Genomic DNA, 15,326 nt, shown 5'->3' on the forward strand with positions numbered 1-15,326 from the left:
AGCCAAGCAGGTAAATCTTAATGTGCTTAAACGCTATGTAAGTTACCTCAACCCAGAGCAATAACTGATTATCAAACTGCGATTAATGTCATTTGAAAAAGTTAATTGATTCGAAAATAAAAAAGATGCTTCGGCATCTTTTTTTATTTCTCAACGACACACTCACTGCACAAAGCAGTAACCATTATGACGGCTCGTTATCCATCAATAACTGTAAACTGGCAAATTCGCGATATAGCTCATTGCTGGCCATTAATTCGTTGTGAGTACCACTGGCAATTAGTTGTCCTTTATCTATCACGAAAATCCGGTCTGCATTGATAACGGTAGCTAAACGATGAGCAATAATCACTGTTGTACGTTTGGCCATTAATGAATCCAGAGCCTGTTTTACTTTGATTTCGCTTATCGCATCTAACGCACTCGTCGCTTCATCAAGCAGTAATATTGGTCTGTCGGCAAGAATCGCTCTTGCGATAGCAATACGTTGCTTTTGCCCACCAGACAAACGCACGCCACGTTCACCTAAATAAGTCGAATAACCATCAGTAAATTCTCGAATAAACTCATCCGCTTTAGCCGCAATGCAAGCCTGTTTTACCTCTTCATCGCTGGCGTCTAAGCGGCCATAGCGCACATTATCGAGTACGTTCATGGCAAAAATCACCGACTCTTGCGGTACAAGTGCATACTGTTGGCGTAAATCTGCCAATGCCAAAGTAGAAATATCAATACCATCTAATAATATCCGTCCTTGTTTAGGCTGGTAAAAACGCATCATCAATTCAAATAAGGTGCTTTTGCCTGCTCCACTAGGCCCCACTAAAGCGACTCTTTCACCAGGAGTAATCGACATCGACAACTGGCGGATCACGTCTTGCTCAAGATCTGACGGATAAGCAAAGCATACGTTATCAAAACTAAGTAAACCTTTAACAGGTAGCACTACTTGGTTGGGGGTCACTTGCTCGGGTATATCAATCGGTGTTTTGACTAACTCAATTAAACGCTCTGCTGCACCAGAAGCTCGTTGAATTTCGCTAAACACTTCACTGATAGTGGCTACAGCACCTGCAACCATTACGGCATAAAACATAAACGCAGACAGCTCGCCACCGGTGATACTGCCAGACATCACATCTTGCGCCCCAATCCATGTAACAAAAGCAATTGCAGCAATGCTTAAAAACATCACCGTTGAAATAAGCAGCGCACGATACATAATACGGCCTTTAGCCACATCCATAACCGCCTCGACTCTGTCAGCAAATAGCTGGCGGTCTTTAGACTCATGGGTATACGCTTGAACAGTATGAATTTCATGCAATGTTTCATCAATATAAGCGCCAAGATCGCCTACCCTATCTTGACTTTTACGCGACAAGGTTCTGACTTTTCGGCCAAAAAAGATCACCGGGCCTAATACCAAAGGAACGGCTAGCAGCACTAATGCCGTCAACTTAACACTGGTAAATGCCATCATAACAATGCCACCAATCACGGTCACACTTGAACGCAACGCCATAGATAAGCTTGACCCGACAACGCTTTGTAACAAAGTACTGTCTGCCGTAAAACGTGAAATAACCTCACCGGTACGCTGAGTCGCAAAAAAAGCTGGCGATAACGACAATAAATGATTGTAAACCTGTAACCGAATATCAGCACTAACCCGCTCACCAAGCCAAGTCATCAGATAAAAACGACAGAAAACCGCAGTTCCACTGATTGCTGTAATAGCAATAATAAACAACATGATCTCATTCAATCGCCCTGCATTATCGGCAATAAATCCTTCATCGACCATTAACCGCACCCCTTGCCCAAGCGATAGCCATGCAAGCGATCCAATAAATAGAAATACAATCGCCGCCACTACCTTCGTACGATAAGGAGACAGAAATTGTAAAATCCAAGGTAGAACAGAATGTTTTAAAGGAGGTTTAGCAGAAGATATAGACTCTGTTGAAGTCGTCGTTGGATTCGTCACAGTATTAACCAGCATATATAACTAAGATGTCCTGATAGTACCAACAAAACACCACATTGTAGATGCCTTAACAATAAGACGTCGACACAGCAGGTTTACGACCGCCGAACAAATGATGCTAGTATCAAATAAAAAATAAGATGAAAAACAGCATGAGTAATAAAATGAAAAATAGCATGACAAATAATATAAGACCATCGCACGGCTTTACATTAATAGAGTTGGTTGTTGTGATTATTATTTTGGCCTTATTGGCCGTTGTCGCGAGCAGTAAATTCATTAGCTTACGCAAAGATGCAATTGTATCTACCATGGGAGGGATGGAAACAGCAATGCAATCAGCTGCGACCTTAACCTATTCAAAAGCCGCTATTGCTGGAGTAGAAAGACTTGCTACTACGACGCTTAATATTGATGGGGTCAATGTTAACTTAGCTTATGGCTATCCCGACGGAACAGCCGCAGGTATTGCAATGCTAATGAATATTCCCGAAGGTGATTGGCAACAACGCAAAAGTACTTTGCCTATAACTGCATGGGTATATTGGCATGGAGTCATTAAAGAGGATGCGGGCGTTGCTGCATGTTATTTACGTTACAGGCAAGTAACATCAGCCACCGCACGCCCTGTTATAGATGTTCAAACAAGCGGATGTTAAGCACCAATAGGTTTAAATAAACATAACATTAAGACTCAGGGTAACGTTTTTCAATCGCTTTCAGCGATCGTAAAAACAACCCTATACCCCCCACACAAAGTACCAATATAACGATTAAATCAAATGCACTCATGTAAGAAAATCGAAAATTAATCGAGCTTATCACGCCAAAAATCAGTGCCACTAACGAGCCAAATGTCAGTAACCATCCAAGTATGTTTCTGCCATTATAAAACATCAGTCCCACACCAAACATAAAGGGTATCATCACCATTCCACTGGTAAGCCCAAAGCCGCCCAGCTGATATAAATGGCTGCTAAAGCCAAATGAGCTTGTCACTTTAATGGCATTAAATAGCATATAAAAGCCACCGCACATCATCACTAGCCCAATAAAGAACTGACCTATTCCACCTGACGTTCCACCAGCACCTTTCATCAATATCCCTTGAAAACCATTATTTTAAGTCAATATATTGATGTTACTGAAGCGTGCAATTAATAGCAATCATCTCTGCAGCACGGCCATTTTCATGACGTTAGGTTTTAGTTTCAAAGTTAAAAAATCAATATCACCTTGTTCTGTATCCTAAATTCAACATGTCGCTTAACACGAGTTAAACAAGGAAGCTTTGATAATCAGTTAACTAGCGACACTCCACAAAATTATCCCTATCAACTTGTTTAAGCCTAAGCCTCGCGCTAGTAAGTGTTATCTGAGATAATATCGGGCTATTTTATCGATATTCTTTTTATTAGGTAACACCGTCATGACAACCCAATTTGCTTGTTCAGGTATAGAGCTTGAGCTTTTTCGTTATCCAAGCCAACAAGCATCAAACTTACAAGCATGGGATGCCGCTGATGAACACCTAGTAAAGTACTTAATCGACACCGAAATAACAGCAACCACTACCGCTATTCTAAATGACAACTTTGGGGCTCTCACATGTGCATTAACCATGCAATATCCACACAGTGAATTGCTTGTCGAAACGGATGCTAAAACCAGCTTGTTAGGTTATCAGCAAAATTTATTACACAATAAACTCGCATCAACCAACATACATTGGCTAAACAGCCGCGAAACGCTGCCACAAAATATTCAATTAGTGCTGATGAAGTTGCCGAAAAACCTACACTATTTTGGCCAGCAACTTGCGCGTTTATCAACGGTGCTTCCAGCAGGAACCCAAATTCTGATTGGTGCTAAAGCCAAGTCAATCAATCCAGCATTATTGGCCAGTATTGAAAAAAATCTAGGTCCCGCATCCGCCAGTTTAGCGTGGAAAAAAACACGGGTAATTAGCTGTATTAGCGATGGTAAAAAACGCTCATTAGCGAAAGCGGTGAGTTGGAATGTCGATGAGCTCAAACTCACTATCAGTAACCTTGCTAATGTATTTGCGGCCAATAAGCTCGATATTGGCGCAAGGATTATGCTCGACAACATGCCCAAAGGTGAATTCAAGCACATTATAGACTTAGGCTGTGGTAACGGTATTTTAGGATTGCACGCAAAGCAATGTTATCCCAATGCGCAAATCCACTTTGTGGATGATTCTGATATGGCTATCGCCTCAGCAAAGCATAATTGGCAAGCGAACGAGTTAGACACTCCATCTCAAGATCTTCAATCCCAAGATCCTCAAACTGAACAAATGCCACAAGCTTTTTTCCATTGGGACGATTGCCTGAGTAATTTACCAGCGGATGTTGAACCAGATTTAGTGATATGTAACCCTCCGTTTCATCAAGGTGAAGCCATTACTGACCATATCGCTTGGCAAATGTTTGTTGATGCACATAAGCGCCTAAAAAAAGGCGGTTTATTACATATCGTTGGTAATCGACATTTAGCCTACCACGTTAAAATAAATCGCATTTTTAAAAACTGCACCACGGTTGCCTCTAATGGTAAGTTTGTCATTTTACAAGCAATAAAATAATGTCCTGAATGAGGTACTAAGTTCATGTTCCCCTACATGGCCTTGCATATAAAACCAAACCAATATTGATAGTAACGAGCAAGGGCCGACACAATTTATGTGCAGCCTTTCACTCGTATGTAATTCAACTCACTACACCTTGTTTATCTAGTACACCCACATTAACTAGCATAAATAACCATTGAACATTCATTAGTGTGAACGGCGATACAAATCTCTTTTTGTTGTAACTAAAAGTAAATAGCTTTGTGATGTTCATATCCCTTGAATAAATAACTATATGTCCGATTGTGTTGATCACTCGTTCGCAATAACAAGGCATCAATAGCCGCAATGATAAGTGAACAGAATGATTAATAAGCACTGAGCTTATGACCAATACCTTCCCTCGCTTAATAACTCACTATCGGTATTACCAAGTCGGTATAATTGGTTAGCGCACAAATAAACTAAATCCTATAATGACATTACCAAAATGAGTATGGGTAGTGGTAACAACACAATTCAATCATATTTATCTAGATAGAACAGCCGCTACACTAACTAATGAGGATAAACTCCTGTAATAATATTGAAGCTAATTATGATATTTCTTATATTTTTAAAGACCAATTTAACAGCTTATTTTCTGAGTAAGTTGACCATAAAGAACATCAACTGACTAACCAAGTTGCTTAATTGGTCGCTATTTATGTGGAATATTACAACTTCAATAGCGCAAAAAAATCATGTAACAAATAGCTAAAGTGGCCGCTGAAAATGCGACACATCGCATTGGGGATAGGATTATTGATGGCGTTAACTAAATTGCTTGTTATCTCAAGCTGGCAGTTGAAATCATGAAGTCATCTTTACCGATATTATGGTCAACATCACTCATAGCATCCCTCATAATATCTCTCATAAAAAACGCGCTAACACTTAAGCGTGAGCGCGTTAATTTTATCGAATGAGCTAATCCGCTTTAAAAGCAATTAACCTTTTGTTTTTACTAAACTCTCAATTGAATACAAGTCTCGATTAGCACTATTTTTCCGACGAACTTCTTCTAATGCCTGCTGTTCTAATTTATCAAACAACACATTGATTAAGCGATTAAAATGCTTATGCATTGCTAAACGAGCCTCGGCGGCATCGTGCAGTGATAATGCCTGATAAATTGCGGTATGTTCTGCTAAGGTTTTATTATTGTCTGTGCTACAAACAATATTATAATCTTCAATGATTTCATTACTTGATGAACGCAGTGCCCACATGTTTTCAAACAAATTTATCAACGCGCCGTTACGAGTAGAATATGCGATGATCTGATGAAACAGCTCGTCTGCTTCTTCGACATTTTGCATATCTTTCATCATTACTAATGTTTCATGGAGTTTTTCAAGCTCTTCTGCAGTAATGGTTTTTGCTGCTAAAGCAGCTATTTCACCTTCAACTAAAGCACGTGCTTGGGTTAATTCAAATGCGTTAACATTATTAACCGCTACCGGTTTTTGCTGATGATCAACCACGTACACGCCAGAACCCGTTTTCACTTCCACTTTTTCACGCACTTCTAGTGCAATAATAGCTTCACGAATAGTTGGCCTGCTTACTTCAAACTTTTCAGCAAGCTCACGCTCTGGGGGTAAACGACTGCCTACCGGATACTCGCCACTGGCGATAGCGGCTTCAATCGTATCGACTATTCGCCAAAATAAACGACGGTTTTTCATATACCTTCCTTCGAAAAGTAAAACCAATTTACTGGTTAATGCTGACATATTATCGGTTAATACCTTAGCAGCAAACAACTAAATTACATGTTATGTTAATCTCAATATAGAAAGAATAGCACATTGTCATACCTTTAAAAATATTGGTAATAGACTAAAAATGTAAAATCTTAGTAATTGGTAAAACAATTTATTGACATAATCTTAATGATTGGTTAGTTTCTATTCAAGCACAAATGATCATTTAACAGAATAATTTAAATTTTGTGTGTTCGTAAAGAAAAGGAAATCAACTAATCTGGGGAGGTTAACGTGAAATTTACCAAGACAAGCAATACTTTGAGATTAACAGGATTAAAGTCGCAATCAAGATCAGTAATTTACGACGCGGCACTAATATCTCTATTCACCAATCATGAACGTGCAATAGTGACAAACGAGTCAATACAAAAACAGCACGTCACAGTCTCTTAAATGCGAGGTAATTGGACTAGGTTACGCTTACTTACGGTTACGCTTAATTAATAATACCGTGAGAGTTAGACCCAGCCAAACAGCCTACCATTTCCAGACAGCTCTAATCACTATGCGCATGACAATGGACGACCTCAATTTGTTGGCTAACGTTACAGTGACAGATTACTTGTCACGTTGTTTCAAAGCCCTGAACAGGTTGGGTGAACCCCAAATAATTCCCCGTGGAAATAACACCACAGTTGCTGATTATTCATGCTATGGCGCTAACGAAATTCTAAGGTGAAAAAGTAATTTTTTGAGCCTTCCCCCTTGATAACTACTTAATGTAGCCAGGGGGATATCATTTAAACAGTATTAAACGAGAGACTAGATGAATCATTCAAATAACAATACGTCATCGCCAAGGCATTGGTTATTCACGCAGTTGTTAGTCTTATTAATGCTTTGCACCCCATCAATCTACGTGCAGGCAAAAGATCGCTTCGTGACTACCCAAACTGAGTACAAACAAGCACTAAAGCTCGTTGAACCTGGCGATAAAATCATTTTGAAAAATGGCACATGGCAAGATTTTGAAGTGTTGTTTATGGCGACAGGCACCGCCAATGCCCCTATTGAATTAACAGCCGAAACTAAAGGTAAAGTAATCCTGTCTGGCCAATCGAACCTTAAACTGGCTGGTGAATATTTACAGGTATCGGGGCTAGTATTTAAAAATGGCTCTACGCCAAGTAATGAAGTTATTGCTTTTCGTAAAAGTAAAACTCAGTTAGCCAATCACTCACGAGTAACCGAAGTGGTTATCGATAACTACAGCAATCTAGATCGCCAAGAGTCTGATTATTGGGTCAGCTTATATGGACAAAATAACCGACTTGATCACAACCACTTTGTTGGTAAACGCAATGTTGGCGTAACTGTTGCCGTGCGTTTAGACAGTGAGAACAGCCAGCAAAACCATCACCGAATTGATCATAACTATTTTGGTCCTCGCCCAATCTTAGGCTCTAATGGTGGCGAAACCCTCAGAATTGGCACCAGCCATTACTCACTAACTGATTCCTTTACCGTGGTTGAAAATAATTATTTTGATCGCTGCGATGGTGAAGTTGAAATTATTTCGGTCAAGTCGGGTAAAAACCGTATTCAAAATAACGTCTTTTATGAATCAAGAGGTACATTAACCTTAAGGCACGGTAACGGTAATATTATTGATAGCAATGTGTTTTTGGGTAATGGCGTTGAACATACCGGCGGGATCCGCGTGATTAACCGCGATCAAACTATCACCAACAACTACCTAGAAGGCTTAACCGGTAATCGATTTGGCAGTGGTTTTACTATTATGAATGGTGTGCCGAACTCATCAATTAATCGCTACCATCAAGTGGTCAACGCCAATATTAACCACAATAGCTTTATTAATCTTGAACATATTGAGCTGGCCGCGGGCAGTGACAGCGAACGTTCAGCGGTACCACTAGACAGTAAGTTAAACCACAACCTATTTATTAGCCCAACCGCACCATTTACTTTACATGATGATATTAGCGGACTTAGCTTTAACGATAACCTCAGTAATTTTGCGACAAAAACGTTAAGCCCATTCATGGCTAAAGGTATTCGTTCACAAGATATCACCATGAAACGTGCTGCAAATGGCTTGTTATATCCCAGTGATGCAAATTTTACAGCATACGGTGCCAGTAAAAAACTAACCCCAACATTAAAGCAAGATACCGGCACACTTTGGTATCCAAAAGCAGAGCCTACAGTCGCATTCCAATCTGGCAACACCATCAACGTTAGCGCCAATGACGATGAATTAGCAAGCGCTGTTGAACGAGCTAAACCAGGCGATATTTTATTACTCAGTGATGGCAAATATAACATCAGCAGAATACTGGCTATCAACAAAACGTTAACCTTTAAAGCCGCTAATGCTCACCAAGCGATGATCAGCTTTGAACGCCCTAGCCTATTTGAAATTCAAGACAACGGTAGTCTGCAACTCGATGGTCTATTCATTACTGGCTTAAACAGCCCTGATGCTGCCGGTAATAGCGTGGTAAGAACCCGCAAATGGGGCATGTTAACTAATTATCGTTTTGAAATGACAAACAGCATTGTTGAGCAACTTAATGTGAATCACTCATTTCACTTTTTCGATTCGGGCAGTCGCGCCTTTGCAGATAGTATTAATGTCAGCAATAGCCAGTTCCGCCATATTAGCGGGGATTTATTTCGCCTCGACAAAGAAACCGACGACCTAGGGATTTATAACACCGAATACCTCATATTGGACAATAACCAGTTTGACGATATTGAGGGTGCTATTGCCTCGGTATACCGCGGTGGTTCGGATGAGAGCACCTTTGGTCCCCATGTATCGGTAACCAACAATGAGTTCACTAAAGTCGGTCAAGGTAAGCGCAATAAAACAGGTGCGTCACTGAAGTTGCATGGGGTTCAAATGAGCCAAATAGAGCACAATAAATTTAACAACAGTGCCGCTATTATTGTTGAACACACCGTCGGTGAACCACAAACCCGCATTACGCATAATCAGTTTACTGATACACCTAGCCCACAAGTAACGGAGTTAGTTGTAATAGGTAAACACACTGCTGATATCAACAATAATAAAGTGCAAAAACTATGAAAAACTTCAATCTAGCGGCCGGCGTAAGCCCGATGACACGTATCATTAAGCAGGCAGGAAAAATAGCACTATTGGCGTCAATAACGTGCGCTATTTCATTACCCGTTATGGCTGCGCAACATCCAAACTTAGTCATAAACCAGCAAGATGTGGCAGCCATGAAACAGGCCATCACTCAACCTGGGTCATTTCAAAATGCATTCAATACCACGCAGAGCAATGTGGACAAAGGACTGGATCAGCCAATTGAAGTGCCAGTACCCAAAGATGCAGGTGGTGGTTATACCCACGAAAAACATAAAAGTAATTACCAACAAATGTATGACACTGGCATTATTTATCAGCTGACTGGCGATAAAAAATATGCCGAATACGTTAAAGACATGCTGTTGCAATATGCCACACTTTACCCAACACTACCTTTGCACCCTATGCGTAAAAGCAACAATGAAGGTAAACTTTTCTGGCAAGGACTCAATGAAGCAGTTTGGTTAGTACATACCATTCAGGCGTACGACTTTATCTATGATGCGTTAACACCTGCAGAACGTAATACCATCGAAACGGGTGCAATAATACCCGCTGCACTCTTTTTGTCAGAACAATCTCCGCACACCTTTAATAAGGTGCATAACCACGGCACTTGGGCCACTGCTGCTGTTGGTATGAGTGGATATGTACTCGATAAGCCACTTTGGGTTGAACGTGCATTGTACGACTTAAATCTCGCCAAAAAAGGCGGTTTTATGCGTCAGTTGGACGAATTGTTTTCACCAGACGGTTATTACAATGAAGGGCCATATTATCAACGTTATGCATTAATGCCATTTGTAACTTTTGCTAAAGCCATTGAGCAAAATGAACCGCAGCGTAAGATTTTTCAATACCGTGACGGTATATTACTTAAAGCTATTACGAGTACGGTTGAACTCAGTTATAACAAACTGTTTTTCCCGCTTAACGATGCGATTAAAAGCAAAGGCATCGACACTATTGAACTCGTCAACGGCGTCGCCATTGCTTATGGTCTCAACGGCGATCCACGTTTATTAGATATTGCTCAGCAACAACACAATATTTTATTAACGGGTGATGGGCTCAAAGTTGCACAAGGGTTAGACAACAAACTACAACAGCCCTTTCCATTCGTTTCGACATTATTCCGTGATGGCCAACAAGGTGATGACGGTGCATTAGTGGTTATGCGTCAAGGTAAAGCAACTGACCAAGCCATTGTATTTAAAGCAACCGCTCAAGGTTTAGGTCATGGCCATTTTGATAAGTTAACGTGGCAGTTTTACGATGCAGGTAATGAAATCGTATCCGATTATGGCGCTGCACGTTTTCTAAATGTAGAGGCAAAATTTGGTGGCCGTTATTTACCTGAAAATGAATCGTGGGCTAAACAAACCATTGCCCATAACACTTTAATTGTTGACGAGAAAAGTCATTTTAATGGCAAGCTTAAAGCGGCTAACAAAAATAACCCGACATTACACTTCTACTCAGCAAAGCAAGACCTCACCATCGCGTCGGCTTCTATCGACACCGCTTATGATGATGTCGCGTTTAAGCGCACTCTCGCCTTAGTCAACATCAAACAACGTGATGCGGTAATTGGTATCGATATAATGCGTGTTACGGCTAACAAGCCACATCAATACGACTTACCAGTGCATTATCAAGGGCAATTAATCGATACCAACTTTGACAGACAGGCGTCACTGACTCAATTGTCTGCTTTGGGTACCGAAAATGGTTACCAACATCTATGGTTGTTAGCAACTGCTAACCTAGCCAAAGACAAAGCCGCTAATAAACTGGCTAAAGTCACTTGGTTAAATGATAACGGCCATTTTTATACCCATAGCACGTTAGTCAATACTAACTTCAACAATGCCACTAACGAGCAAATGTTATTCACCCAATTGGGTGCCAACGATCCGGATATGAACTTACGCCAACAGCAGTCGTTCATTCACCGAGTGAATGCCACTAATCATACTTATGTCAGCGTGATGGAGCCACACGGCGAGTACAACCCATCAAAAGAATACACTCTAGAAGCCACCAGCAATATTGCAGGGCTGATTCATCATCAACAAGCTGAACTAGAAGCGGTGCAAATACGCTTTACCGATGGACAACAATATCTATTAGCAATCAACCACGCTGATAACGCTGTGACTCAAGAAACACAAAGTGTCATTAGCGTCAACGGGGTGCAATACCCGTTTAGCGGACGCGCCGAATTATTAGACATTAAAGAATCCAAGTAACACAAAATTAAAATAAAAAGGAATAAACACCATGCAGCAAAGTGAGCATTTTTCATTTGGGGAACAAACCGAAATCGAGGATATTGGCGGAGGGTTAAAGCGCCAAATGCTTGGATTTAATCATGAACTCATGGCAGTAAAGATTTGGTTTGATAAGGGAGCAGAAGGCTATGTCCATGCTCACCGCCATTCACAAGTATCTTATGTGGTAGAAGGTGAGTTTCATGTCAATGTCGATGGCGTGATTAAGGTGTTAACGGCTGGAGACAGCTTCTTTGTGCCACCTCATGTAGACCATGGTGCAGTTTGCCCAACTGGTGGTATTTTAATTGATACCTTTAGCCCGGCTAGAGAAGACTTTGTTGAGGGTTTATCATGAAAAAAGTCCCCCTTAAATTGAAGCACCTACGTTGGCTTGTTGTCAGCTTAGTGGCACTCGCTACCGTCATTAACTACATCGACCGATCTGCCCTTGCCATTATGTGGCCAGGCATTGCAGAAGATTTAGGTTTAGATAAAAGTGATTATGCCAACATTATTACCGTGTTCATGATCTCATACGCAATTGGTCAGTCTCTATTTGGTAAGATATTTGATGCTATTGGCACGCGCTTAGGTTTTTTATTATCCATTGTAGTGTGGTCGGTCTCAATCGCCCTGCATGCTGTTGCAGCAAGCGTTACCTCATTTGCTATTTTTAGAGCTATGCTTGGGCTAGGTGAAGCGGGTAACTGGCCTGGTGCAACCAAAGCGAATGCTGAATGGTTTCCGATTAAAGAACGCGCCCTAGCACAAGGTATCTTCAATGCTGGTGCGTCTTTAGGCTCGATTATCGCCCCACCATTGATTGCTTTTTTGTATGCCTTTTTAGGATGGCAGGCAACCTTTATCGTCATTGGTAGTTTGGGTATTCTTTGGATTTTACCTTGGTTGATTGTTTATAAATCATCACCAGACTCACACCCATGGATCACTGAAGAAGAACGCCAACATATCTTAACCGGACAGCAATGCACTTCAGAAAAACAACAGGACAAAGAATACGTGCCCACTATGGGACAGTTATTACGCCACCGTCAAACTTGGGGAGTGATAGCAGCACGTTTCTTTATCGACCCAATCTGGTGGTTATTTGTTGCTTGGCTACCATTGTATTTAAATGAAAAATTTGGCTTTGATGTTAAACAAATTGGCGCGTTTGCTTGGTTACCTTATGTAGGTGCTGCCATTGGTGCATTATTTGGTGGTTGGTTTAGCGGCCACTTGATGAGCAGAGGCTGGTCGGTGAATAAAGCCCGTCGTAGTGCAATTGTCTTAGGTTGTATGGTTATGCTGCCAGCACTGTTACTGACATCTCTTGCTGCAACGCCTTGGATGGCAATGGGCCTTATAGCGCTTATCTTATTTGGTTTCCAAACGGCTATTGGCAACGTTCAAACGTTACCAAGTGATTACTTCTCCGGTAAAACAGTCGGTACCTTAGCTGGTATTAGTGGTACATCGGCAGTACTAAGTGTGATTATCACCATCCAATTAGTGCCAATGATGACCAAAGGCGGTGACTATACGCCATTCTTTATTTTAGGTGCTGCGTTAGTTCCACTAGCATTAATTTCGTTGTGGTTAGGCGGAAAAATTGAACCGGTAAAAAGGAAGGCATAACCGTGAAGAGTCTGTATTTATTTGGTGAGTGTATGGTCGAATTGCAACGTGTAACGGCCAGCAGCTTGCAGCAATCTTTTGCTGGTGATGTGTATAACACAGGGGTTTATCTTAAGCGCACCTTTAGTGATATTAACACCCACCTAGTCACAGCCATTGGCCAAGATAGTTTTAGCCAGGCCATGTTGCAACGCTTTGAAGATGAAAAAATTAATACTGATATGGTCTTTCAAAGCACCGACAAAATTGCCGGTCTGTATGCAATACAAACTGACAGTAAAGGCGAGCGCAGCTTTACATACTGGCGCAACGATTCAGCCGCCAAGCAAATCATGCAATTTATTGGCGATGCAGCCATCAGTAAAATATCTCAGGCAGATATGGTGTTTTTTTCGGGCATTTCTTTAGCAGTAATTAATGAAGAAGATCGCGACGCATTTTGGTTACTGATTAAACAATGCAAGCAAGCAGGTGTCAGTATTGTATTTGACCCTAACTACCGCGCAAGAATGTGGCACAGTCCAGACCAGGCAAAGGCACAGTTTGATATTGCGTTTAGTGTGGCCGATGTCGTACTGCCAGGTGTTGATGACTTTAATCAACTTTACGGTATTAGCTCCGTTGAAGACATTATTGCGTTCTGCCAGCCTTACGACATTAACGAGCTGGTGATAAAAAATGGTGAAAACGGCATTAATTATGTAATTAATGGTCAGCAACAGCATTTCTCAATCACACCAGTAACGAATGTTGTCGACACCACATCAGCGGGGGACTCGTTTAACGGGGTGTATTTAGGCGCACGCTTAACTGGCGCAGATATCAGCACAGCGATAAAATTAGCCTCCCAAGCAGCAGGATTTGTGATCCAACATAAAGGTGCCATAGCACCTAAAATTGAGTTTCATCAATTTATTGAACGTCAAAAATTAATCATGCAATAACAGCTAAAGAGTCATCTTCTGTCGCTTTTAAAAGGCTTGATAACACTGAGTTATCAAGCCTTTTTATTTGTTAAGCAAAAGTAACACATCGCCTATTGAGCCATTCGTGTTTTAGCTTTAAACCAAGTAACATTACTGAATCATTTCGATAATTTACCCTATTAAAGCAATAAGAAGACATTGAACATGGACTATTTAGCCATCAATAAACACGCATGGAACGAGCGAACTCAAATCCACCTCGACTCAACATTTTATGACTTAGAGGCATTTATCCAAGGTAAGTCATCATTAAACCCCATTGAACTTGAACAAGTCGGCGATGTGCACCACAAAAGCCTGTTGCACCTACAGTGTCACTTTGGACAAGACAGCTTATCGTGGGCAAGGCTTGGCGCCAATGTCACTGGCGTAGATTTATCAAGCGAATCGATTGCAACTGCAAAAAAGCTGGCTGTTCAATTACACTTACCAGCAACATTCATCAACAATGACATCTATCAATTTGGTTATCACAATACAGAGCAATATGACATCGTATTCACCTCTTATGGGGTGTTAGCTTGGTTACCCGATTTAACTCGCTGGGCGCAAACCATTGCAGGAGCATTACGTCCAGGCGGTGAATTTCATTTGGTTGAGTTCCACCCTTTTAATGATGTGCTGTGTGGTTATGGCTACTTTCCACAGACACAACCGGATATCGAAGATGAAGTCACCTACACCGAAAACCACAACGACCAAATTGAAACGGTAGTCACTTGGCCGCACCCGATAAGTGAAGTCATTAGCGCACTTATTAGTGCAGGACTCAGTATCGAAGCGTTTAACGAACACCCTTACAGTCCCTACAACTGCGTTGAAGGTTTGGAGTTTGTGGTAGGCAAAGGTTACCAGCTAAAACATCAAGACCACCTTATCCCACTTATTTACTCTATTAAAGCAAGCAAAGTGGGATAAGTACTAGCCTGAAGCCTGTTTACAGCGGG

11 protein-coding genes are annotated in these 15,326 nt (G+C 41.2%); 8 read left to right on the plus strand and 3 right to left on the minus strand.

Annotated features, from left to right (window positions below; genetic code table 11):
* Nucleotides 1-184: 184 nt before the first annotated feature.
* Nucleotides 185-2,005 (minus strand): ABC transporter transmembrane domain-containing protein, encoded by a 1,821-nt coding sequence (locus tag SFRI_RS15995; protein ID WP_011638541.1) that lies wholly within the window; start codon nucleotides 2,003-2,005, stop codon nucleotides 185-187.
* A 161-nt stretch (nucleotides 2,006-2,166) separates the two neighbouring features.
* On the opposite strand from SFRI_RS15995, the gene SFRI_RS21070 reads away from it, so the two are divergent.
* Nucleotides 2,167-2,649, plus strand: coding sequence for a pilus assembly FimT family protein (locus SFRI_RS21070; protein WP_167526098.1), 483 nt, complete (start codon nucleotides 2,167-2,169; stop codon nucleotides 2,647-2,649).
* A 28-nt stretch (nucleotides 2,650-2,677) separates the two neighbouring features.
* Here the strand turns inward: SFRI_RS21070 and SFRI_RS16005 are convergent, their stop codons facing one another.
* Entirely contained in the window at nucleotides 2,678-3,088 is a 411-nt protein-coding gene (locus SFRI_RS16005; RefSeq protein ID WP_011638543.1) for a hypothetical protein, read from the minus strand.
* Between the two features lie 331 nt (nucleotides 3,089-3,419).
* Between SFRI_RS16005 and SFRI_RS16010 the strand changes: the two genes are divergently transcribed.
* On the plus strand, nucleotides 3,420-4,598 hold the full coding sequence (locus SFRI_RS16010; protein ID WP_011638544.1) for a methyltransferase: 1,179 nt from the start codon (nucleotides 3,420-3,422) through the stop codon (nucleotides 4,596-4,598).
* Between the two features lie 974 nt (nucleotides 4,599-5,572).
* Here SFRI_RS16010 and SFRI_RS16015 read toward each other — a convergent pair.
* Complete coding sequence (locus SFRI_RS16015) at nucleotides 5,573-6,313, minus strand: FadR/GntR family transcriptional regulator (RefSeq protein ID WP_011638545.1); 741 nt, start codon at nucleotides 6,311-6,313, stop codon at nucleotides 5,573-5,575.
* Nucleotides 6,314-7,160: 847 nt separating this feature from the next.
* Here SFRI_RS16015 and SFRI_RS16020 point away from each other — a divergent pair.
* The 6 genes from SFRI_RS16020 (at nucleotide 7,161) to SFRI_RS16045 (ending at nucleotide 15,297) form a co-directional block, all read left to right on the plus strand.
* Entirely contained in the window at nucleotides 7,161-9,452 is a 2,292-nt protein-coding gene (locus SFRI_RS16020) for a chondroitinase-B domain-containing protein (protein WP_011638546.1), read from the plus strand.
* 32 nt (nucleotides 9,453-9,484) lie between these two features.
* Nucleotides 9,485-11,731 carry a heparinase II/III domain-containing protein gene (locus tag SFRI_RS16025; protein WP_081430169.1) on the plus strand — a complete coding sequence of 749 codons (2,247 nt, stop codon included), beginning with the start codon at nucleotides 9,485-9,487 and terminating at the stop codon, nucleotides 11,729-11,731.
* A 31-nt stretch (nucleotides 11,732-11,762) separates the two neighbouring features.
* Nucleotides 11,763-12,110, plus strand: a complete 348-nt coding sequence (locus SFRI_RS16030) for a cupin domain-containing protein (RefSeq protein WP_011638548.1) — start codon at nucleotides 11,763-11,765, stop codon at nucleotides 12,108-12,110.
* Nucleotides 12,107-13,393, plus strand: coding sequence for an MFS transporter (locus SFRI_RS16035; protein ID WP_011638549.1), 1,287 nt, complete (start codon nucleotides 12,107-12,109; stop codon nucleotides 13,391-13,393). The genes SFRI_RS16030 and SFRI_RS16035 overlap by 4 nt, the downstream gene beginning before the upstream one ends.
* A gap of 2 nt (nucleotides 13,394-13,395) precedes the next feature.
* Complete coding sequence (locus tag SFRI_RS16040; RefSeq protein WP_011638550.1) at nucleotides 13,396-14,337, plus strand: sugar kinase; 942 nt, start codon at nucleotides 13,396-13,398, stop codon at nucleotides 14,335-14,337.
* A gap of 186 nt (nucleotides 14,338-14,523) precedes the next feature.
* On the plus strand, nucleotides 14,524-15,297 hold the full coding sequence (locus SFRI_RS16045; RefSeq protein ID WP_011638551.1) for a class I SAM-dependent methyltransferase: 774 nt from the start codon (nucleotides 14,524-14,526) through the stop codon (nucleotides 15,295-15,297).
* Nucleotides 15,298-15,326 lie beyond the last annotated feature (29 nt).

It is taken from the genome of Shewanella frigidimarina NCIMB 400, assembly GCF_000014705.1.
GTDB lineage: Bacteria > Pseudomonadota > Gammaproteobacteria > Enterobacterales > Shewanellaceae > Shewanella > Shewanella frigidimarina.